Source organism: Streptomyces hokutonensis (assembly GCF_000376565.1).
Classification (GTDB): Bacteria; Actinomycetota; Actinomycetes; order Streptomycetales; family Streptomycetaceae; genus Streptomyces; species Streptomyces hokutonensis.
This window is the reverse complement of record NZ_BARG01000134.1, coordinates 1-21,803: the sequence shown is the minus strand read 5'-3', so window position 1 is coordinate 21,803 and position 21,803 is coordinate 1. Positions and strand designations below refer to the sequence as shown.

The window sequence follows — 21,803 nt, the reverse complement described above, 5'->3', positions numbered from 1 at the left end:
AACAGACCGCCACCCTCGATCACGGCCTTCGAGCCTGAACACCGACAACGCCACACACCTCGACGTGCCACAGCCAACCGTGCACGAGGTCGTTAGGGCGCGCAGACACCGAGGGCTTGGCTCATGTCCCCCCGCCAACCAAGGCGGAGGTGACCGGTGCCGACCAGGCTGAGACCTCGCCATCAGATCAGCCAATCAGAGTGGAAGTGCAGCAGAGCCTCGGCACGACGCTCGGCCTGGCCCCGGTTGCGGTCACTCGCCTCGCCGAACCGATGCTTTCAACGGACCCGCTACTTCTGCGTGACTTTCGATCGGCGCGTAAGGCGGCCCAGCACGGGCACTTTCTGACGCATGTCCTTAACCCCGCCAAGGCTCCAGGCCAGCTCTACTCCGTTGTGCTCCGAGTCACGCCCGACAAGAGCGCCATCGAGAAGGTGCGGTCGGCATCGTTCTTCTTCGGGAAATACTGGGGGAACAGAGTCTTCGAGGGCCAGCGTGGAGTGGACGGGCGACTCGGTATCGTCACCGAGGCCTACGGACCCTTCCTCGCGCTATGCGAGTTCGAGAGCGGCTGTCGCGTCTTGCTGGACCATTACTGCGACTTCGATATGGCTGAGCTGCTGCGCTAGATGCTCTGCTTCGAGAGGTGGGGCCAGTGCAGCAGGTGCACTTGGTACACCTCGACGCACCGGATCCGTGACTCCAGCTGGATGCCTCGCCTGACTGTTCGTGACCCATCTGCGTCTCACGCCCTGGACGAGATTGAGTTCGCGCCCATGGAGTCGGCGGATCGCCTCGCCATAGTCACTTTGGACGAGGCTCGCGATCTGCGCCACCTGCTTCTCACCGTCGCACTGACAGGCAGACCGGCGGGTCCGTGAACTTGCGGCATGCGTCCCCTCGGAGGACTGAAAAACTGCCCTGAACTCCGGACCTTCTAGGCCGGCAATTCCGCGGCCATCAGCATGACCTCGGGTGTCGTTACCCCTCCCGGATCATCATACGGGGCATATGCCTTATACCTATGTTTCGATGGTTGATGGCCAGCGGACGCTCGCAGTGACACCGCCCCCGCTCTGACTGGTCCGTGATGCCTGCGCGAGCCGTCCCCCCGCTTTCGGCGAAAGGACATCGCTCCATGCCTACCAACAACGGAAGCGAGCCGCGTCGATCCCCAAGGGGTCGGCGTCCTCCCAGGACACAAGCTCATCGAGTCCCTCAAGCAGTACATCCGCACGCGAGGGCTGGACCTGCTGGCGGATCCGAACGTATCGCCCGTCGGCAGGTTGCGCTGCAGTTCACAGTCAGTCGAGGCCCGCGCGCACGTCCGCTTCCCTACAGCCCTGCACAAGGGTTACCACCTGCTCGTCCCCGAGTTGGTGACCGAGCGGACGCCGCTGAACGACCTTAGCGACATCAACTGGGACTGACCGGACGGCTTGCTGGCGTGTCCCATCCAGCTTCAGGGGCGGGGCACACCAGCCCCTCACCGTTTGGTTCGGACCAACCAACAAGCGGTCGGGCCTGCGTTGCACCTTGAGCAGCGGGTTGGAGCTGATGACGTTCTTGCTGCTCCTCGTGGCGCCAGGCCTCAGCCACTAGATCAGGAGACCCCAGTGCCCAGCAGGAAGTACCGCCACCGTGGGTCGGGCAGAGTGCCCTTCGCGCTAGCTCTGCTCTGTGCCGGCGCCACAGTTCTCGTCGGTTGCTCTTCAACTGACGACCAATCACCCGAGCCGCACTCTTCGTCGAACGGTACATGGACCCCTACGAGCGATGAGCAGAGGCAAGAGCTAGAGAAACGAAAGCAAGAGGAGAAGGAACGCGAGAAGCACTCAGGGGACTTCAGCCACGCGGGACGCCTGTCAGACGGCTTCAGCGGGGTATGGCCGTTCAACTACACCAAGGGCGTGACCAACCCATCGACGAAACAGTACGTGGGCACGATCGGCGTGGTGGACTGTACTCCTGGCGAGGCAAGCAGGGCTGCTATTCCACCGAGCCGGACCGTCTACGTTCCGCCTCAGCAGACCGTCAAAGCGGAGTTCAGTTTCTCGGACGAAGGCGTGAACTCGACGAGACAGACGCGTCTACTCTGCGTGACTTTGAGTGACGACGGTGGCGTCAGAGGCAGGGCCACTGAGGAAATCGATGCCCAGGTCGCACCGCAACCCGAGCCAGACACGACCGAACCGGACCCGAATCCCACTACAGAGCCGGTGACGCCATCACCTACCGAGGACTCGACACCCCCGCCAGAGCCTGAGCCCGACCCGTCCGACGACGGGAGCTGAGTCAGTCTTCAGGAAGAGGCAAACATGTCAGACGGCGACCCGGACTCACGGACACCCGTTTGGGGCAACTGGGTCAGCACGCTAGCCACATTCGTTGCACCAACCACGTTCATCGGGGCCCTACTGCTGTACTTCGGCTTCGCCTATACCGATGCATTTTACGAGTACTTCGGGGTCGATGCCGCGACCCTCGGCTTCTCGACCCAGGACTACGCGCTCCGCAGCGCGGGGGCGCTGTATGTGCCAGCCGGGGCCGCGCTCACCGTGGCGTTGGCAGGTGTCGTGGTTTACTACGTAATTCGATCTGTTGGGAGCCAACCCGCGCCACCTTTCCGCGGACTTCGCTGGTTTGCCTACGGGTTGTCAACATGGGGGGGATGCCTCTTCCTCCTCGGTGCGCTGGGCGGCTTCGCCGTGTGGCCGGCAGGAGCGATGGGCACACCGCTTCTGCTAGGCGGAGGCCTTGTCCTGGTGGTGTACGGGAGAGCGCTGTCCTTCAAGCTTGAAGGCGCTAACTACCCAGCGGCACGTGAGCGATTGGCGCTCGCTCTTGTCGCGGCAATGGTTGCACTTTCATCCTTCTGGGCAACCCATGCATATGCCAAACAACACGGTTACGACGATGCCAGAGACTTGGCGCACCACCTGTGGCTACGCCCGGGCATGACGATCGACACCCCCGACCGCCTCCACTTTCCCGACCAACAAGTCCACGAAACTGCTTTTCCCGCAGACACGCACCAGCGATTTCGGTTCCGCTACCAGGGTCTACGCCTTCTTGCAGAATCCAACGGTCGGATGTTCATCATCCCAGAGAACTGGGAGCCGATCACCGGAAGAATCCTCGTCCTCCCGACCGATTCAACCGTGCGGGTGACATTCAGCCCAGGTTAATATCGGCACCCCATCGGGCAGATGGGCTTTCGAGGACGTGCAGTATGAGGGCGATTGCCGTCGTGAGTGGCGATGGTGCGCATTATAATGAGATCCGGGTGGGACTGGCGAACTTTGTCACCGCCAACCGAGGTTCTCCTGATTACTGCCCCTTGCGGTAGCGGTTACCCGCAATTAACGCTACGACCGTCGCGACCCCGCCACCCAGCATCCCTGCGTTGGCCTGGCCGTGATCGATGGCGTACTTGGCCAACCAGACGAAGCTGATCAGGATACCTGTGCCAACGGCTACTCCCACACCCTGAAACCAAAGGTCGATGATCTCCAAGCGGCGTTGGTGCGCGGCATCTTTGACCTGCTGGTCCAGGAGCCGGCATTTCAGCTCGAAGTCTTGCTCGACCATCTTCATCATGCGCTCTGGAGAGTCCGGAACCAACTGATTCCATCTTTCGGCCTGCTCGGCGAGCGGAAGTTCTCGATGCTCAGCAGAGGTCTGTGATCGCCGCTCTGGCTCCGGGGACGGGGGCGGAACTTGGGTGCTCACCGTACGTGCCCATTGCCGTCGGGGTGCATGGGCAAGTTGGAATACATCCGCACCAACAACTCCTCGACGGCCGCTCGGCTCTCTTCCCAGGCGGGCGGTTCGGGCGGCACAATCATGGCAGGTGGGTGCCGACGAGGGCTCAGTCCAGCAAACGACCATGCCTTCAACATGCCCTCCAGGAAGGCACGTCGATGCGAGGCCGTACTGAGGGCCGACGACCGACGCTGTCGTAGCGTCGACAATCCGATGGCCGTCAGCACCATCCACAGCACAAGCAGTGTTCCGGCCCACCACCAGCCCCGGGCTGTGGGCAGCCAACCCAGCAGGGTGATGAGGCCACCCGCTACTGCGCCGATGCCCACACTGAGTAGCTCGGTGGACCACCGCCATGACCGTTGGCCACGCAGCTCTACCACCGACGCGGCGCTGCCGTCCGCGAACTCGGTCGGCGCGGCGCTACTGGCCGCGAACCGGGCGACGAGCTGGGCAGCCGTGGGGCGTTCCGCCGGGTCCCTGCGCAGACAGTCGGCGATGACCGATCGGACCGGCTCCGGCACCGCCGTGAGATCCGCGTCGCGGGTGCACACGGCGACGAGCACCTCGTAGTCGCTTTCCCCGTCGAAGGGATGCCGTCCCGTGGCGGCGAAGTACAGGATGCCGCCGAGGGAGAACACGTCGGAGGCGGCGGTGACCGGGAGCGATTTGACCTGCTCGGGCGACATGTACGCGGGGGAGCCGAGCACACTGCCCAATGTAGTGACCGCCGACTCGTGCGACCGGTCGTCGCGGGCGATACCGAAGTCGATGATTCGCGGGCCGTCCGGGGAGAGCAGGATGTTGGACGGTTTGATGTCCCGGTGTACGACGCCCACCCGGTGTATCTGTGCCAGCGCGTGCGCGACGGCCAGCGCCAGGGACTGTAACCGCCCGGAAGACAGTGGACCGTTGGTTTTCACATGCTCGTGGATCGTCGGCCCTGGGACGAACTCGCTGATGATGTACGGGTGTCGCCCGGACAGGTCGGCGTCGAGGACTCGTGCCGTGGCCAGCTCACCGACCCGGCTTGCCGCGCCGAATTCCCTGCGTACGCGGGCGAGCGCGACCTCGTCGTACTCCTTGCCCGGCAGCAGGAACTTCACCACGACCTGCTGCCCCGCCCGGTCTCGGGCGAGCCACACCACACCCTGTCCGCCCCGGCCGAGCTCGCGCTCGAAGATGTATCCACCCACCGACAACTGCACCCGCGGATCCATGCCCCGCCCCCAGCCCTGCCCCGGTACACGGTTGCCCTTGAGCGTATCGACTCCCCGGACTGCGGCAGGCATCTTGGCCAGGTTTCCCGCAAGAAGACCTCATCTCAGGATGCCGGGCGAGCCCGGAACGGCGGCGCTCCCCGCGACCATGTCCGCGGCGTGGCATCGTGCCCGCGAATCGCTCGCCGCGCGGCACCAAGCCGAGCGTCCACCTCGGCAGCACAGTTCGCGCCAAGGTGTGGTTCATCGTAACGAGTACCTGTTTGCCGGCTACGGGTGACGGTGTTCGCCGCTACCATCGCGACATGCCGGGGGAAGCGATGCATCAAAAAGGGGCGGATGGCGCAAGGCGGGCGAGGCTGTGGCTCATCTCGACAACGCGAGTGAGCCAGTCATGGACCAACGAGGACGCCGTCCAAGCCGCCCGCCTCGAATTCAACTGGCCTCATGGTGAGCAACGACCGTACTCGTTCGACGTCGGCGGCATCCTGAGCGGTGGAGAATTTGACGGGCACTTCTTTGTGGCGGAATGCAAGAACTACAGCACCGCTGGCGACCAGGGTACCCATTATGACGACTGGGTAGCAAAATGCTATCTCATGCGCCGGGATCAGCGGCGGTGGGCCGATCACTTCATGTGGATCACGTGGCATCCATTTCGGCAGGATACATGGAAGGAACTTCGCACTCCCGCAGCGGTCACCAAAGGGCTGCTGGTATCGCGTAATTTGAAAAGAGTCTTCGATGCCGAAGATGAACAAGCGGCCCGAGAGAAAATTGATACAGAGATCGTGGCCGAGGTGGCAGAGCGACTGTGGGTGATTGTTCTGTCTGACAAGCAAGAGAAGCTAGTAATCACACCCAAGCATCGTGGGCTTCTGCTTTCACATCAAGCCGAGATGGGAGAGATCTGATGAGTGAGTACAGTGTCGCCATCGCTAATCTCGTCGACGATGACCCATCTCGCAACGTGCAATCGATTAAGAATGCGGTCATCGCGAACCTTCTCTCCTCCGACTCGTCTGTCAGAATCGAGACGACGGAGTATTTCAATCACACCTATGCTCCCGACCTGATCCTGAGATGGGAAGGAGTCAAAGAGGAGCGTCAGGTATTCCTCAGAACAAACACAAACCCGCAGTATCTGCGAGAAGATGTTGAAGTCATCTCCGAGAAAAAACCCATTCTAATGCCCCTCGCTCCGTTGGCGGATCCCAGAAGTCACGAGGAATTGGGTCGTGAGTCAGCTAACGCCAGAACACTTGTTGCGGACCCTGACAGCTTGTATGCCTTCTCAGCGGAGGGCCGTGGGCAGCCAGTTCTAGGACTGTTTTCACGTGCTGTGCTTCAAGGCGGCAAGGGTCTGGTCGACCAAGAGCGGGCCCGGTCTACCAGTGATGCAGTCGGTCTCGGGTTTGCTGGCGCTCAGCGCGCGGAGGTTGACCAAACACGTGAGGCCGTAGAGGTGACCGAGTCGCTGCTGGACTCGTCCCACGCTGATCAGTTCACCCGCTTGCTGCACGCCGTGTGGTTGGGGTCGGGAGCCTCCCCAGCGAGCTTCCCTGGTGCTACCGGCGTTAGGGCAGATCTCGACGCACCCGCTTTGAAGCTGCTGCTTGACATCGCCGTAGCAGAGGAGAGTGATTTCTGGAGGCGGATCGGCGGCGGCGTCACCTTGAGCCAACTGTGCACAATTGATGTTCCCGCTAGTTCCGAGAACCTGCAGAGGCTCGTGAATGTGAACCTAGATTGGCTCAAGGCGAAGAGCTGTCTTGTGTCTGACGCCGCGTTGACCGAGGAGTATGGGTACAAGCCACGGTGGTTCACGCAGTCCGGACTCCTGGGATACACCACTGATAGGTATCAGACCTTTTTCTCGACAGGCCGGACCTCGTCGTTGCCCTCGGTCGAAGATGCCGAGAGCGGAGAGACAGACCTGCCAGAGCTGCTCGACAGGGCCCATGTCGCTGGGCTGAGCATCAGCGAACTCGTGATTGAGTCTGCCGCGGGCGGTCAGATTGAGTACACGGCACCGCCCAACTCGGGGTTCGGTCACGACGAGATCCTTGAGGACCTAGGGGGTGCGCTAGGACGACGATCATCCGTGAAGGCGGTAGCCATCGCTCTGGGCGGGGGAAGCCGGCATCTGTGGTGTGACCTGACCCATCGAACCGCGTCCGGTCGCACGAAGGCCACCTTCCCGCTTGCAGATTTCATGGCCAGCGCCATCCCAATACTCAAGAGTCTCCGACGTGGCGAGTATGCAGAGATTTCAGGGCTGGTCGAGCCCCTGGACCTTCCACAGATTGGGCTCCAGGCAACCGATGAGGAAGTCGAAGAGTAGGCCAAGACGGCAAAACGGCATAGCTCTTCCGGCAGGCGCTACGTCGCAGCGTCAGGTCGAACCGCAGCCAGGCTCGCCGTGACCCGCTTGGGCCTGATCCCGTTGACTCAGTCATGGACGACTACGGGCATCTCGACCTGGATGAGTTCGACTTCGTCTCATGGAGCCGATGACGGATCGGCTCGCGTTGCTCACCTTGGAGGAAGTACGCGATCTGCGCCTGCTGTTACTGGCTGTCGCAGAGGAGCACGGACCCGAGTCAGCGAAGGCAGGCGGTCGGTCCACTGGCCTGTTCGGGGCCAGTGGACCGACCTTTGTCGGACGCTTGATCCGCTGTCCGTTGCGCGCATGGGCTCGCCCAGCGGCTTAGCCGTTCACTTCAGGCCTTGCTGAACACCACCGTGATTCCGGTCGTGGCCAGGGTCCTGGTGTAGGTACGGGGCAGGCCGGCCGCTTCGAGGGCGTCGTTGAGACTGTCCACGAAACTGGTGAGCTGTGGCGTCTGCCCGTAGTAGTCGCCGGATTGCAGTTGAGTGGACGCGCAACTGGGGTCAAGCACGGCGCAGGCCATCGTGTAGTGGACGGCTCCGGGGTAGGTCGCGGTCTTCGTTCCTACGAAGACCTGGGTGTTCACGCGGCAGGCCGCGAACAGGTATGGGCTCGTGACGGTGGTCTCGATATGGGCTTGGTCGTTACCGGGGTAGTAAACGACATGGGCCTTGGCCTGACAGCCGCCGTTGAAGTCGCTTACCCAGCCGGTGTCCACGGTGTAGCTCGACGGTGGCGCGGTTGCCGCCTGTGCCGGGCCGGCGAACCCGAAGGCCAAGCTGGTGATGAGTGCCGAGACCGCCCCCGCCGTGGCGAGAGCCTTTCTGGTGATGATGCTTTTCACGGACTTCGTCCTTCCGGGATCGTGTTCGTTCGGGATGCCCCAATCCTTTGCCTCGCGGGCCTTGGCGTCGTCCGCTGTCCGGCGTCACCGTCGCGTCAGCGTCAGGGCGCACAGACTGCTTCCGAATACGTCATCCGGCCTATGGTCGACCCCCGCTGCCTGCGCACACACTGCTGACGTCAGGCTGTCCCGTCTCCGCGAGATTCCCGATCGAGCACGGAGAACTGTGATGCCCAAACTCTGCGAGCCTGTGGTCTCCATCCAGCGGGCCGATGTGTTCGATCCCGTCGAAGGGCACCTGGCCTGGGGTGTTCTCATGGACCGGGACTTGGTCGCCGTTCCCGGTCCCCTCGAGTGGCTCCGGGACGAGACGATCCCGTTGCAGGTGCTGCTCGCTTCGTCAGGCGGGGGCACACCAGGTGTCGTCGAGCGGATCAGGCTAGAAAGTGCTCGGATCGTGGGTCTCGACACCCATACCGAGGGCGCCGTGGCCCTTGTCCGCCTGTCTCAGCCTGCGCTGCATCGGCCCGTTAGGGAGGCCTTTGACAAGCGCGCCTTCGAGGCAAGGCTCGCAGCGGATCCCGATGTCTGGACGGCACTCGAAGAGACGCGCGGCGTTCCGCCCGGTATCCGGGAGCTGCCTCTAGACGGCGTGCTTGGGCCGGTCCGGGACTGGGAGATCGAGCTTCGACGCGCTCTTGTGCAAGACGACAGTCGCCCCACCCCCGGAGAGATCGGCACTCTGTGGTGTTCGATCTCCCCGTGGTGCGACTGCCCTGGCCCATGGTGGTGACCTTCACCCCACTCCCATGGCGGACCCGTCTGGATCCCGCGCTCGTCATCCTGCTGTGCCTGCTCGACCTGGTCGTTTCCTGGGACCGCCGAGGCGGCGGTGTGCTGCCGGAATGGGCCACACCTGGATATGCAGCAGTGGGATATCTGGTGCTGTTGTGGCGACGGCGATTCCCGGTCCTGGTCCTATTGACTGTCGCCGCGCACAGCATGCTGGCTTGGGTCGTCGAACCCGGCTACGTGCCCAGTCTCGGTCTGTGGCTGGCGCTCGGCACCGTGGCCTTCTATTGCGACCGCCGGGCAGCGGTACTCGGGTTGCTGGTAGCACTGGCGCCGACTGCGCTGAATGCGGCGGACGAGATGCGGCGCGCCGCGCCGGATGATCACATTAATGCGCTCGTCGTGGCAACCGTGCTGGGTACTCTGGTGGACCTCGCCGCCTTCGGCGTGGGCCGGTGGGCAGCGTGGACCGTACGGAACCGCCGCCTCGCGGCCGAACGCGCCGCGGCCGACGCAGTGGCGGCCGAACGCCTCCGAGTCGCCGCGGACCTGCACGACATCGTGGCGCACGCGGTGAGCCTCATGGTGCTCCAGTCCGCCGGAGCGGCGCGGGTGCTGCGCAACGACCCCGAACGCGCCGAGGAAGCCCTGCGCCACGTTGCAGAACTCGGCCAACAGGCGATCGTCGAACTCTGCCGTATGCTCAGCCTTCTCGCTTCGGGGGCCAGCATTCCCGACCGGCCCGCCGGACCCCCCATTCCCGGACTCCAGGACGTCGGTGTCCTTCTCGAACGCGCCAGGGCCGGCGGCCTGACGACCGAGTTCGACGTCACGGGCGAGCCGGTCCCTCTCGACCCCGGCGTGGACCTGTCCGCCTATCGGATCGTGCAGGAGGCTCTCACCAACTCGGCCAGATACGCCGATCCCGACCTCCCCGTACGGGTGGAGATGCACTGGCATCCGACGGAGATCCAGATCCGTGTGAGCGACCGGAGCCCGGTCGGCCGACGCCCTTCGCGGCATCCGCTCTCCACAGGCCAGGGCCTCATCGGCATGCGGCAGCGAGCAACCGCCGTCGGAGGCAGCTTCCGTGCCGGGCCCCGACCGGACGGTGGTTTCCTTGTCGCAGCATCATTCCCCATCGACAGGCGGCCGTCCGCAACTTCCGAACGGACCGCAACCGGACAGCTGCCGCACGAAGCCGCCGAGTTGGAGCCATAGTCATGATGGTGAAGACCGACGATCGCTCCGCCCACTGCATTCATGTCCTGCTCGCGGATGACGAGCCACTTGTACGAGCCGGCCTGGCCATGCTCGTGACCACCGAGACAGACATGATCGTGGTGGGAGAGGCAAGCGACGGCGGACAGGCTCTCGAGATCGCCGCGCGTATCCGCCCCGACGTCATCGTGATGGACGTACGCATGCCCGGTATGGACGGCGTGGAAGCCACCCGAAGACTCGCCGAGGACGCGCTCGTCGACATCGTCGGCCACACGCCAGCTGTACTGATGCTCACCACCTTCGATGATGACGAAGCAGTGTACGCGGCGCTGCGCGCGGGTGCGTGCGGATATCTGCTCAAGAGCGCAGCTCCCAGCGAACTCGCGGCGGCCATAAGGTCCGTGGCAAGCGGCAACGCATGGCTCGCCCCTGCTATTGCCCGCAAACTTATCGCTGACTTCGCAAACCGCCCCAGCTCCGTGCTGCCCGCGCCGGAGCAGATGCGACGGCTCACCCACAGGGAGCGGGAAGTGTTGCTGCTGATCGCGCATGGGCTGACCAATGAGGCCGTTGCGGCGCATCTCATCGTCAGCCAAGCCACTGTCCGGACACATCTGGGGCGGATACTTGTGAAACTTGGCCTGCACGATCGTGCGCAGGCCGTTGCAGCGGCCTACCAGTGCGGCTTGGTTCGCCCAGGCGACGGGCTCCCCCCTCCGAAGGGCCGGCCCTGCAACGGCTGACACAAAGAGGTGGATCGGTCCTGATGGCCGTGTCCGGGACGGGAGTTGAGCGTTCGGCCCGATGTGGGAACGTCGCCGTGGATCGTGTCGGATGAGCTGTGTGACCGTCAGGAGCCTTCGCTGCCGCAGCGGTGAACCTAGCTGGTGATTGCCAAGGCGAGTGATGGCCGAACTTGGATGGGTGCGGCTCTCTTGTAGTGAACTGGTGATGCCGTGCGCCGTTGCCGTTCGTGGTCGGACGGCGGATCGTCGTGTCCCAGGACGTGGTCTTGGAGGCGGCGATGGTGTCGTGGTTGGAGGAGCTCGATCGGCGGGAGGCTGCCGCACGGGAGGACATCGCCGAACTGCGTGACCGTATCGAGGAGTTGAGCAGGCGTCTGGCTGAGCGGGAGGAAGTGGTGTCCCGGCTACAGATCACGCGGGAGACGATGACGGAGATCCTGTCCGGCGAGGAGACGGTCTCGGTTGCCGGGGCGGAAGCGGGCGCGGGCGAGGCGGAGACGGAGGAGCACCGGTTGCCGGCGGGGTCGCCGGTCGGGGTGCGGCTGGTGCCGCAGTGGACGCCCGGGCTGGTCGTGGGGGTGCTGCCGCGTTCGTACCAGGACATCGTCGAGGTGCTCGCGGATGCGGTGCATCCGATGCGGGCGCATCACATCTGTGCCGCGCTGGGCCTGTCGACGGACAAGAGCAAGGTGGAAGGCTTCCGGTCGAGACTGAAACGGCTGGTTGAGCGGGGCTGGCTGACGGAGGCGGAGCCGGGACTGTTCGCGTCGCAGCCCGCGGTGATGGCGGGTGCGGTTGCGCCGGAGCAGGGCGGCACGGAGGGTTCGCCCCGCCGCGCCGGTGTGGGGTCGGGCCCTCGTCCCTAGCGTCGAAGGTGCCACCCATTCATCCGCCCGAAAAGCGAGAGCCCGATGACCGCAGGCTATGCGGCCGCCGCGACGGCTGACCCCTTTGACCGAGCCGCTTCTTTCCTCACTTGTCTCATCGATTCCCTCTCCCGTCCCGAAGCATTGCTCCTGCCCCACGAACGAGTGGAGGAATACGCCGAGAACGGGGCGAGGGAACTGGCCCGCCTCCTCCTGCAGGGCCACTTCGACCTGCGCGCCCGCCGGGAGGAAGCCGAACTGGCGTCCCTCGACGCCGACGGGCGGGCCCAGCTCGCTGCGGGCCGGACCCGCCTGGAGAAGGGACATCGGCGCCAACTGGCCACCGTGGTCGGGCCGGTGACCGTCACCCGGTGCGCGCTGCGCGCTGCGCGCCCCGGGCCTTGCCAACTGCTATCCGGCCGACCAGGTGCTGGGGCTGCCGCGCGAGCGGCACAGCCTGGGACTTCGGCGTCTGGTCGTGCTGGAAGCGGTCCGCGGTTCCTACGATCACGCCCTGGAGGCGATCGAACGCCGCTGCGGGACGCGGGCGGTGGGCAAACGCCAGGCCGAACAGCTCGTGCGGGCGGCCGCGGTGGACATCGCCGCTTTCTATGCCGCCCGCACCCCTGCCCCGGCAGCCAGTACGACGCTGTTGGTGCTCAGCGTCGACGGCAAGGGGATCGTGATGAGGCCAGATCATCTGCGGGAGGCAACAAGGAAGGCGGCGGAGCGCGCGACACGCACGTTCCGCACCCGTCTGTCCACCGGAGAGAAGACCTGCCGCAAGCGGATGGCCACCCTCGCCGTCGTCCACGACGCCGATCCGGCTCCGCGCCGGCCGCACGACATCATCGCCCCGCCCGGCGGCCGCACCACCCGCCGCACCCCGCGCAAGGGGCCCAAGGCCCGCGCGAAATGGCTCACCGCCTCGGTCCAGCACGACGCGGACCAGGTCATTGCCGCCGCGTTCGACGAAGCCGAGGCCCGTGACCCGCAGCACCGCCGGTGCTGGGTGGTCCTGGTCGACGGCGCTGAGCACCAGCTGGAGTTGATCCATGCGCAGGCCGCCCGACGAGGCGTCACCATCCATGTCGTCCTCGACATCGTCCACGTGATCGAGAAGCTGTGGTCGGCCTCGCGGTGCTTCCACACCGCCACCGATCCCGACGCCGAGACCTGGGTCGGCACACAAGCCGCCCGGATACTGGCCGGCGACGCCCTCGGCACCGTCACCGGCATCCGCGCACAAGCCGACCGGCTGGACCTGTCCCCAGAACAACGGGCCGCAGCGGACCGGGCCTGCCGCTACCTGGAGAACAACGCCCCCTGTCTCCACTACGACCAGGCCCTCGAGGCCGGATGGCCGATCGCCAGCGGCATCATCGAAGGAGCAGCACGTCATCTGGTGGCCGACAGACTCGACATCACCGGCAGCAGGTGGACCGTCCCCGGCGCCGAAGCCGTCCTCACCCTGCGGGCCCTCATCAGCAACGGCGACTTCCCGCAGTACTGGCACTTTCACACCCACAGAGAACGCGAACGCCTCTACCCCCGGCCCGACCAGCACAACTACGAACTCCTGGCCTGACCGGCAAGCTCACTCCACGAGAGCCGCACCCAACTTGGATTCCTCTCGACGGCTCATGTTTGCCCCGAAAGGGTGGGTAGGCCAAGGCTCAGGCCCTAGAACGGCCTTTGGTCTTCCGGGATTTGCACGGTGATGGTGGCGCGTTTGTCGGCGGCTGTGCTGCCTTGGCGTGCGGCCCAGGGTTCGTCGGAGCGCATCCAGGCGGGCAGGCCGGGTGGCAGGTCGCCTTCGGGGATGGTGCCGAGATCGGCGGGCGTGAGGCTGTCGCCGTACGGCGTGAGGGGACGCTCGGTGTCGGGGGTGATGGTGGTGTGCAGGGCGGTCAGGGCGTTGTTCCAGTTGGTGGTGAGCTGCTTCATGGCGGTCGCGGCGTCGTGGCCGGAGGCGGCTGCGCTGTCGGGGTAGGTGGGGTGCAAGATGTGCTGGTAGGCGCCGTCGTAGGCGGCGCTGCCGGGCGCCTTGCGCCAGGTGTGGAACGCGCTGTCGGCCAGGCCACCCAGCGCGATGACGGCTCGATCTGGTTGTGAGTGACCAAGGCGTCGAGCCAGGCGTGGCGGTAGCGGGCGATGTCGGGGTCGGTGGCGTGGGCGGTGCCGCCATGTTGGCCATAGACGCTGTACAGGAACGTGTTGGTCAGGACGTAGCTGCTGTCGATGCCCAGCTTGCCCAGGAAGCCCTGGAAGCGGCGGCCGGCGGTGCCGACCAGGATGCGTCGGGTGATGGCTTCGTGGGCGGCGGGGTCCTGGCCGATCACGAGGACACGGGCGGTGCCGTCGAGCCGGCCGCGGTGGAAGATCGGCCCCCATTCGACGCGGAAGTCCTTGGCCGGGTAGATCTCCGGGCCGGGGTAGTCGCCGACCAGGGCGGCGTACGGGGGTTGGGCGTAGCCGGGGTCGAATGGATGCATGCCGGTCTCCTACTCCATGCGAGTGAACGTTGATGACTCACCGTAGTCATCCAGTGACTTTACGGCATTTCGCCTGTTAGGTGGCGTTCACCGGTCAACGAACCTCGACAGAGGTCGGGCGAGGGGACGCCAGATGCCGCGTAGAACCGACGAGCCGACGAAACGCTTCGCACTGCGGGGCCGCCTGGTCACCCTGAACAGCCGCAACAACGTCATCGACGACGGAGTCCTGTACGTCGATGGCAGCCGTATCGCCGCAGTGCTCTCCGCCGACGCTCCCGCCCCGGCAGGGTTCGAAGACGTCGTGCCGATCGCCACGGGTGGCACGGTGTACCCGGGGCCGATCGAGCTCCACAACCATCTGCCCTACGACGTCCTGCCGTTGTGGGCCGTGCCGAAGAAGTACGGCAACCGCTCCCAGTGGGGCGGCGGTAGCAACCCGGCCTACCACACGCTGGTGACTGGCCCGATGAGGGTGTTGGGCGAGGATCCCGAGTTGATGCCCGCCGTGGTGCGGTACGTCGAGGCCAAAGCATTGGTCAACGGCACCACGACCACCCAGGGCATCGCCCTGTTCAGCAACGCCGGGGCCCGCCGGATGTACCGGGGCATCGTTCGCAACGTGGAGGCCACCGACGATCCCGACCTGCCGGAGGCCTCCTCCCGGATCGCCGACGTCGAGGCCGCGAACGCCGACAAGTTCCTGGCCCGCCTTCAGCAGCCGCACCGACTGCTGCTCCACCTGGCCGAGGGCACCGATCAGGCGGCTCGGGACCACTTCCTGGCCCTGAAGCTCAAGGACGACCAGTGGGCGATCAACGAGAACCTGGTCGGCATCCACTGCACCGGCCTGAAGGCCGAGGACTTCCAGGTCCTGGCCGGCCACGGCGGCTCGATGGTGTGGTCGCCGCTGTCGAACCTGCTGCTGTACGGGCAGACCGCCGACATCGCCGCCGCGCGCAAGGCCGGCGTGCTCATCGGGTTGGGCTCGGACTGGTCGGTCTCCGGCAGCAAGGGACTGCTGGGCGAGCTCAAAGCCGCCCGCCTGGCTGCCAAGGCCGGCGAAGTGGAGCTCAGCGACCGGGACTTGGTGGCCATGGCCACCCGGGACGCGGCCCGGATCCTGCGCTGGGAGGACGCCCTGGGCTCGCTGCAACCCGGGATGCGCGCCGACCTGCTCGTCACCGCCGGCATCACGGGGGACCCGTACACGGCGCTGGTCAAGGCTACGGACACCGACATCCGGCTGGTCGTCATCGACGGCACAGCCCGCTACGGCACCCGTGACTTCGTCGGGGCGATCCACCCGCACGCAGCCGTAGAAAACGTGCCGTCGGAAGGGGCGGTTGAGCGCGTCGTCCACCTCCAGGACGCGAACGCCGACCCCATCGTGGCCGGGCTGTCCTTGGCCGAAGCGGCGCACCGGCTGGCCACAGCCTTGGCCGACCTGCCTGCCCTCGCTGCTCGCGCCGACGGAGCTCCACCCCTGGCAGGCTTCGCGGCAGACGGCGTGCGCTGGCAGCTGGCCCTCGACGAACTCGCCCCCACCGGAGCCGAACTGCGCCCGCGCCTGCCCCTGCTCACCGCTGCCGGAGACACAGGACCGACTGGACCCGAGGTAGGTCTCACCGCGGCGGCACCTGTGACCCCCGTCGCCTTGGACGGCCTGACTGCTAGCGCCGATGCCACTTTCCTTTCCGTCCTGGTCGGAGAGGACAACCTGCCCGCCGACTACGGCAAGCACCTGTCGCAACTACTGACCTGACGCTTCCTCCCTTCCACGCCCAGTGCGACGGCGCCGGGTGCCGATTCGACAGAACAGGAGCCCAGCATGCTCGTCATCAACCTCGCCCTGGTGTCCCAGACCAGCCAGATCAACGCCTCCCAGCTCAATCGCGTGGCCGCGGCCCTCCAGAAACAAGCGTCGCGGGACTTCGCTCCCATTTGGAAAGTCCATGCCACCGTCGACGCCTTCGACTCCCTGCACGACGTTCCACCCGGCTACTGGCCCATGATCGTCAAGGATGACATTCAGCAGCCAGGCGCCGCCGGCGTCCACCTTGACCACAACGGGCAGCCCCTCTCCTTGATCGAGTACAGCAACAGCTGGTCACTGACCGCCAGCCACGAAATGCTCGAAATGCTCGGCGACCCCAGCGCCAGCCGACTCGTCGCCGGTCAATCTCCCAAGTCGGACCAGGGGGTCGTGGAATTCCTGGTCGAGGTTGCTGACCCGTCGGAGGCCCCGGAGAACGGCTACACCATCAACGGCCTGCTGGTGTCGGACTTCTTCACACCGCACTTCTACGACCCAGTCGCCGCCCCGGGGGTGCGGTACAGCTTCACCGGCGCCATCGACGCCCCCCGCAAGATTCTTCCCGGTGGCTACATCAGCTGGCACGACCCGGTCAGCGACCACTGGTTCCAGCAGGTTTGGTTCAACACCCCGCAGCCGACCTTCCGCGACCTGGGCCGCCTGACCGCCCGGGCCGGCAGCCTGCGCTCGGCCATCGACTCCCGTACCGAGACCATCTCGCGCATCGCCGCCAGCGGCCCGCAGTCTGAGCTCTTCGCCACCGCCGTCACCCGGACAGCCGCGGTGAGGGAAGCCACCGCCGCGCGGGCCGATCGGTGGAGCAGCCGCATCGAGGAACTGCAGACCCAGCCCGTCGTCGAGGGCACCTGGGAAAGCGGCGAGTAGAACAATGCCCAGCAGCACCAGGCCGCCCAGGACGGAGGGCGCACCATGGCAGGTGATGAGAAACGCGGCCAGGACCGCGCAGACGAGCTCCAGGAAGTAGTCGACCAGCTCACCTCCGGCGCGGCTGCACCGGGTGGCGCGGCGCCGACCGGGCCTCACGGTGAAAGCCTGCGCGAGATCGTTCACCACCGGATGCAACAACTGGACGCCGAGGCCAAGGCCGAGCAGGAGCGCACTGCGACCGCGCCGGAATCGGACGACGACTCCTCGTAGGTTCCTTGATCGCGGCGGTATGGGCTGTCTCAGCTCGTACCGCCGCGATCGAACGGCTCGTCACCTCCTGCTCGGCGACCTCGTCCCCGTTGGCGACAGCACATGGCGTTACCCAGCACGACCCACCTTCAAGGAGCGGCTCGTATGCCCTCGACGGAGAATCCACAGCGCCGGATCGAAGCAACTACCGCGTTTTTCTGGGCAGTTGGCGCTGTCCTGCCAGCGGTCGGCGGCCTCTGGTATTTCCTGGCCGAGGCACCACGAGTGGGCCTGGCCCGGCTGCAACTGGCAGGATCGGCCGACCAGGCCTTCGCCATCTGCGAAAGACGCCTGTCTGCTTGCCAGGATGCACTGACGGCGTATTACACCCTCGTCATGTGCTGCACGATCAGTCTCCTGTTGATCTTCTGGTTGAGCTATTTCACCTTCCCCAGCAAGCGCGGACGGCACGTCGCAGTGCTAGCGATGATCGTGACGGCGGTGGGTGGCCTCTGCGGTGTAGGGGAGAACTCCCTGATCAAACACGGCTTGGGTCTTGGCCAGGAGCAGGCCGGAAACGGCTGGTTCGCCATGGCGGCCGGACTGGCGGCCCTCAAGTGGCTGATCGCCATGCTTACGATCCTGGCCCTCTACCAGTGGCTCATCTCCTTGTCGCGCGCTGGACGCGTAGCCCTTCCGACTGTGCGGCGACGGCTGCGACGTCAACCGCAGGCAGACCCGACTACCGAGACCGTCACTTGCAAAAGACGCCATGAGAGCGACCGTCCGGCCGTGGTTCCGTCGTGGCCCGTTGCTCTGGAGCCGGACGGAACACCGTGGCCGACCATCCCCGAGGACAGGTACGACGCTCCGCAGGCGACACCGTCACACTGGCGCTATGAGGGCACGACAGCCCCCGGACGCCAGAACGCGGACACCGGCATCTGCGTCTCCGGAGGCGGCATCCGATCCGCCTGCGTGACGCTGGGCGCCCTCCAGTCGCTGCGAAAAACACTAACCAAGGCCGACTACCTGGTCTCGGTCTCGGGCGGCGGCTACGCAGTTGGCGCCATGCAGTTGGCGCTGTCCGACAAGGAGGGGGAAAGCGTCGGCCCGTCGACCGGGAACACCTGCGAACCCGGATCAGTCGAAGAAGACCATCTGCGCCGGCACTCCAAGTACGTCGCCGACGGCACGGGGGAGTGGCTCGTCGCGCTCGGCGTGCTGCTGCGCGGTCTGCTCGCCTCGTTCTTCCTGCTGGGTACCGCCACCGCCCTGCTGGGCCTTGGCCTGAGCTGGGCCTATCACCTTGTACCGGTCACCGACCTGAATCACCTGGCCGCCCCCGGCATCCACTTCTGCCCGGGCCACTGCACCCCGCCTCCACGGCCCGCTTTTCGGCATCCGGCCGTGGGGGCCGTCCTGGGCCTGTTCGCCGCCGCCGCTGGCAGCTGGCTGATCTGGCTCTTCGCCACAACCTGGTCCCGCAAGGAAAAACTCGGCATCTTCTTCGCCAGAGCATTCCGCCTTCTGGTCGTTCTCGCCGTAGCGCTGGCCACCGCCGTGATTCTTCTACCGCTGCTGGCCTGGTGGACTGTCCACCTTCAGCTCCAGCTCAAAGTCAGCCGCCCTCAGACAGGTGCGGGCATCGGCGCGACCGTCCTGATCAGCTACGTGATCGCGCTCATCACCACCTTGTGGAGGCGGCGGCAGACGCTGCGCAGCGGCCTGTCCAAAATCACCGACCTGCTCCGCGGCAAACCAGGCCTGGCACGAGCCGTCCCCAATGGCTTTACCCAATACCTGCTGGTCTGGGCCGTCCTCGCCCTGCTGACAGCTGCCTTCCTGCTCTTGCTGGGATGGTCCATGGCCACCGGATGGTCCTGGCCGACGTGGGCACAGATCGCCGTTCCCGGGATCCTGCTGCTTCTCGGCTCCAGCCTCGACCAGACCTGGATGAGTCTGCACCCCTTCTACCGCCGACGCCTTGCCTCGTGCTTCGCCGTCCGGCGCAGCACGGATCCCGCTCAACCGGGCGTCCAGATCGCCGAGCCGTACAACTTCGACACCGAGACCACGACGCTCAGCACTTACGGTGGCAAGCGTTCCAAGTTCCCCCAGGTCATCTTCGCCGCGGCAGCCAACCTCTCAGGCGCCAGCCGTACGCCTCCCGGCCGGCGAGCCGTGTCCTTCACCTTCTCCCACGACTACGTCGGCAGCCCCGATGTCGGCTACGCCTGCACCACGTGCTTGGAGACGCACACCAAACTGCACATCGCCCGAGACCTGACTGTCCAGTCCGCCATGGCGATCTCCGGGGCCGCCTTCGCCTCGGCCATGGGCGCTCAAGCCCGCGCCTTCCAGACCTTCTTCGCCCTCTCCAACGCTCGCCTCGGCAGCTGGCTACCGAACCCCTCCGCGTTGGCCGAGCGATGGGCAGACGACGCCCCGTGGTGGCTGTCGCCTCCACCCACGATCCGGCGGCTGCCCTATCTGCTGCGCGAGGTCTTCGGCCGCTACCCGATGGACGACCGCCTGCTTCTCGTCACCGACGGCGGCCACTACGAAAACCTCGGCCTCGTCGAACTCCTGCGCCAGGGCGTCCGAACGGCGATCTGTATCGACGCCAGCGGCGACACACCACCCTTCGCCACCACCCTGGCCGAAGCCATTGCCCTGGCTTATGAAGAACTCGGCGTCACCATCACCCTGGACCACCCAGAGACGCTGATCCCCGGCAGCGGGGAACCACTCTCGCCGCACAGCGTTTTGTCGGACATCAACACACGATTGTCCAAGACAGCCGTCATCACTGGAACGATCACCTATCCCAAGAACTTGGAGATCAAGGACGAGCAAGGCCAAACCATGTGGGCAGGCAGAGAGGGAAGGTTGATCGTGGCCCGCGCGACGCTGACCAGGGATCTGCCATACCAACTGCTTTCCTACGCGGCGGCTCACCCGGTCTTTCCTCGCGACAGCACGAGCGACCAGTGGTTCGACCACGAGCAATTCGACGCCTACCAGACCCTCGGACACTGCATCGGTAAACGAGTCCAGGGCCTGCTGGATCAACCATCGCCAGCGCCTGCCACATGAGAAGAGGCAGTGGAGGCGCTGGCGACCAGACGAACTGGCTACAAACGGCTTTGGGTGCGGATCCTTTGAAGTGACGGTCGGCTCGGCGTGACCTGCTGGTCAGTGTTGGTCGTCTTGCCTGGGTCGCGTGCTCAGGAACTGGTTGGCAGCCTCGACTGCTTCCCGTCTGAGCTCTTCGCGAGAGATGCCCCAGCTCTCCTCCCAGCCGTCCAGATTGATCGCGCAGGAAACGAGAGATTGCAGGCTCTCTGGATATCCGAGGTCGTAAGCGATGTCTGCCCAGATGAGGTGTGTCCCGGTGGCCGGGTCGAGCGACCCGTCCGCGATCTGGCCGGCGATCCAGTGGGCCATCGCCCACTTCGCGGCCCGGGGGTCGGCTGGCGGGTGAAAGGCGAGCCCCAGTTCCTCCAGCACCTGTTCGAAGAGCTCGGGTGCTTCGGGCTCCTCGCTGCGCAGGAGTCCCGCCAGCATGGCGAGTGAAGGGCTCTCGACGTCGGAGATCAGTGCGTCCAGTCCGGCCTGAATGAGGCGGTCGGATCCGACATGCCTTCCGAATGCCCTCTCGCGCGCAAGGTGGCTGAGCTGCTTGAGTGCCTCGTCGTGCGTCATCTGGGCCTTCTTCATCGGTGCCTTGGGACGGCAGCCTCGCATGCCCGTCGCGTCAGTGCCAACGGTTTCGGGTGTGCTTCCTCTCGGAGTGGCTGACCTGGGAAGATGCTCATTGGCAGGGTGGGAGACGGCGGCTTGCTTCTACCGTTGGAGAGTGGAGGTGGGGCGCCATGGTGTCGTTGCCGGAAGAGCTCCAGGCGCGGGAGGCCGCGGCTCGGCAGCGGGTGGAAGAACTCCAGGCTGAAGCTGCGGAGTTGGCTGCCCGGCTGGAGAAGGCCCGGGCGGATCTGTCGCGGCTGGAGATCACGCGGGAGACCGTCGCGCAGGTGCTGGCGGAGTTGTCGGCCGCCCAGGAAGCGCCGGAGGCAGAGGTGTATGAAGCGCCGGAACCCAAGGAGGCGCAGGCGCCTCACGGTATCGGGGTGATGGCGGTGCCGCCGTGGCGAAAGGGCCTGGTCGTTCAGGTGTTGCCGGATGTGTACCGCGACATCGTCGAGATCGTCGCTGATGCTCCGGGTCCGTTGCAGGCCAAGCAGATCGTGCCGCGGATCGGGCTGGAGGCCACCACGGCGAAGATCGAGGGGACGCGGGGGAAGCTGAAACGTCTGGTGGAGCGGGGCTGGCTGGCCGAGGACGCGCCGGGACGCTTCACTCTCGCCCACCATGACGGGGATGCCGACCGGGTCAACTCCCGGTGACCAAGGGGCTCTTCTCCGTAGATTCGAAGGTGCCAACCGAACGAATCGCAGAAGAGCCGAAGAAGAGCCCCAGATGGAACCCTATGACGCCTTATCCGGG

20 protein-coding genes and 2 pseudogenes are annotated in these 21,803 nt (G+C 65.5%); 16 read left to right on the top strand and 6 right to left on the bottom strand.

Annotated elements, in window-relative coordinates; all coding sequences use genetic code 11:
* The first annotated feature begins 149 nt into the window (after positions 1–149).
* The 3 genes from SSP08S_RS53715 to SSP08S_RS62375 all read left to right on the top strand — a co-directional run bounded on the left by SSP08S_RS53715 (position 150) and on the right by SSP08S_RS62375 (position 3,188).
* Positions 150–629 (top strand): hypothetical protein, encoded by a 480-nt coding sequence (locus SSP08S_RS53715; protein ID WP_158697368.1) that lies wholly within the window; start codon positions 150–152, stop codon positions 627–629.
* A gap of 987 nt (positions 630–1,616) precedes the next feature.
* On the top strand, positions 1,617–2,294 hold the full coding sequence (locus SSP08S_RS62380; RefSeq protein ID WP_158697367.1) for a hypothetical protein: 678 nt from the start codon (positions 1,617–1,619) through the stop codon (positions 2,292–2,294).
* Positions 2,295–2,318: 24 nt separating this feature from the next.
* Positions 2,319–3,188, top strand: a complete 870-nt coding sequence (locus SSP08S_RS62375; protein WP_158697366.1) for a hypothetical protein — start codon at positions 2,319–2,321, stop codon at positions 3,186–3,188.
* A 142-nt stretch (positions 3,189–3,330) separates the two neighbouring features.
* Here SSP08S_RS62375 and SSP08S_RS53705 read toward each other — a convergent pair whose 3' ends face one another.
* Together SSP08S_RS53705 and SSP08S_RS58660 are read right to left on the bottom strand one after the other, a co-directional pair.
* Positions 3,331–3,600, bottom strand: a complete 270-nt coding sequence (locus tag SSP08S_RS53705; RefSeq protein ID WP_019075903.1) for a hypothetical protein — start codon at positions 3,598–3,600, stop codon at positions 3,331–3,333.
* A 128-nt stretch (positions 3,601–3,728) separates the two neighbouring features.
* The gene (locus SSP08S_RS58660) at positions 3,729–5,057 is read right to left on the bottom strand and encodes a serine/threonine-protein kinase (protein ID WP_078532908.1); all 1,329 of its coding nucleotides are present in this window, start codon (positions 5,055–5,057) and stop codon (positions 3,729–3,731) included.
* 95 nt (positions 5,058–5,152) lie between these two features.
* Here SSP08S_RS58660 and SSP08S_RS62370 point away from each other — a divergent pair, with 95 nt between their 5' ends.
* Both SSP08S_RS62370 and SSP08S_RS62365 read left to right on the top strand, forming a co-directional pair.
* Positions 5,153–5,899: a hypothetical protein gene (locus SSP08S_RS62370; RefSeq protein ID WP_158697365.1), complete on the top strand. Its 747-nt coding sequence runs from the start codon at positions 5,153–5,155 to the stop codon at positions 5,897–5,899.
* Positions 5,899–7,329 carry a hypothetical protein gene (locus tag SSP08S_RS62365; RefSeq protein WP_158697364.1) on the top strand — a complete coding sequence of 477 codons (1,431 nt, stop codon included), beginning with the start codon at positions 5,899–5,901 and terminating at the stop codon, positions 7,327–7,329. The genes SSP08S_RS62370 and SSP08S_RS62365 overlap by 1 nt, the downstream gene beginning before the upstream one ends.
* Positions 7,330–7,708: 379 nt before the next feature.
* Here the strand turns inward: SSP08S_RS62365 and SSP08S_RS53690 are convergent, their stop codons facing one another.
* Entirely contained in the window at positions 7,709–8,221 is a 513-nt protein-coding gene (locus tag SSP08S_RS53690) for a hypothetical protein (RefSeq protein WP_019075901.1), read from the bottom strand.
* A gap of 229 nt (positions 8,222–8,450) precedes the next feature.
* Between SSP08S_RS53690 and SSP08S_RS53685 the strand changes: the two genes are divergently transcribed.
* The 6 genes and pseudogenes from SSP08S_RS53685 to SSP08S_RS53665 all read left to right on the top strand — a co-directional run bounded on the left by SSP08S_RS53685 (position 8,451) and on the right by SSP08S_RS53665 (position 13,437).
* Positions 8,451–9,014 carry a hypothetical protein gene (locus tag SSP08S_RS53685; protein ID WP_019075900.1) on the top strand — a complete coding sequence of 188 codons (564 nt, stop codon included), beginning with the start codon at positions 8,451–8,453 and terminating at the stop codon, positions 9,012–9,014.
* A complete protein-coding gene (locus tag SSP08S_RS57915; protein ID WP_158697363.1) occupies positions 8,984–10,234 on the top strand; it encodes a sensor histidine kinase in 1,251 nt (416 codons plus the stop codon). The genes SSP08S_RS53685 and SSP08S_RS57915 overlap by 31 nt, the downstream gene beginning before the upstream one ends.
* A gap of 2 nt (positions 10,235–10,236) precedes the next feature.
* A complete protein-coding gene (locus SSP08S_RS53675) occupies positions 10,237–10,980 on the top strand; it encodes a response regulator (protein WP_019075898.1) in 744 nt (247 codons plus the stop codon).
* Positions 10,981–11,025: 45 nt separating this feature from the next.
* A pseudogene (locus tag SSP08S_RS62985) lies at positions 11,026–11,112 on the top strand (IS5/IS1182 family transposase); the annotation flags it as partial.
* Between the two features lie 89 nt (positions 11,113–11,201).
* Complete coding sequence (locus SSP08S_RS57910) at positions 11,202–11,849, top strand: hypothetical protein (RefSeq protein WP_158697362.1); 648 nt, start codon at positions 11,202–11,204, stop codon at positions 11,847–11,849.
* A 45-nt stretch (positions 11,850–11,894) separates the two neighbouring features.
* Positions 11,895–13,437: pseudogene (locus SSP08S_RS53665) on the top strand (ISKra4 family transposase).
* A 95-nt stretch (positions 13,438–13,532) separates the two neighbouring features.
* Here SSP08S_RS53665 and SSP08S_RS63160 read toward each other — a convergent pair.
* Positions 13,533–13,796 (bottom strand): hypothetical protein, encoded by a 264-nt coding sequence (locus SSP08S_RS63160; protein WP_218006702.1) that lies wholly within the window; start codon positions 13,794–13,796, stop codon positions 13,533–13,535.
* On the bottom strand, positions 13,793–14,344 hold the full coding sequence (locus SSP08S_RS57905) for a uracil-DNA glycosylase family protein (RefSeq protein ID WP_218006701.1): 552 nt from the start codon (positions 14,342–14,344) through the stop codon (positions 13,793–13,795). The genes SSP08S_RS63160 and SSP08S_RS57905 overlap by 4 nt, the downstream gene beginning before the upstream one ends.
* Before the next feature lie 133 nt (positions 14,345–14,477).
* Between SSP08S_RS57905 and SSP08S_RS53655 the strand changes: the two genes are divergently transcribed.
* The 4 genes from SSP08S_RS53655 (at position 14,478) to SSP08S_RS57900 (ending at position 20,396) form a co-directional block, all read left to right on the top strand.
* On the top strand, positions 14,478–16,109 hold the full coding sequence (locus SSP08S_RS53655; protein ID WP_019075895.1) for an amidohydrolase family protein: 1,632 nt from the start codon (positions 14,478–14,480) through the stop codon (positions 16,107–16,109).
* 66 nt (positions 16,110–16,175) lie between these two features.
* Entirely contained in the window at positions 16,176–17,045 is an 870-nt protein-coding gene (locus tag SSP08S_RS53650) for a hypothetical protein (RefSeq protein ID WP_019075894.1), read from the top strand.
* A gap of 45 nt (positions 17,046–17,090) precedes the next feature.
* Complete coding sequence (locus SSP08S_RS53645; RefSeq protein WP_019075893.1) at positions 17,091–17,318, top strand: hypothetical protein; 228 nt, start codon at positions 17,091–17,093, stop codon at positions 17,316–17,318.
* Positions 17,319–17,462: 144 nt separating this feature from the next.
* Positions 17,463–20,396 carry a patatin-like phospholipase domain-containing protein gene (locus tag SSP08S_RS57900; RefSeq protein WP_158697361.1) on the top strand — a complete coding sequence of 978 codons (2,934 nt, stop codon included), beginning with the start codon at positions 17,463–17,465 and terminating at the stop codon, positions 20,394–20,396.
* 99 nt (positions 20,397–20,495) lie between these two features.
* Here the strand turns inward: SSP08S_RS57900 and SSP08S_RS53635 are convergent, their stop codons facing one another.
* Complete coding sequence (locus SSP08S_RS53635; RefSeq protein WP_019075891.1) at positions 20,496–21,005, bottom strand: hypothetical protein; 510 nt, start codon at positions 21,003–21,005, stop codon at positions 20,496–20,498.
* A 170-nt stretch (positions 21,006–21,175) separates the two neighbouring features.
* Here SSP08S_RS53635 and SSP08S_RS53630 point away from each other — a divergent pair, with 170 nt between their 5' ends.
* Positions 21,176–21,703 carry a hypothetical protein gene (locus tag SSP08S_RS53630; protein WP_019075890.1) on the top strand — a complete coding sequence of 176 codons (528 nt, stop codon included), beginning with the start codon at positions 21,176–21,178 and terminating at the stop codon, positions 21,701–21,703.
* Positions 21,704–21,803 lie beyond the last annotated feature (100 nt).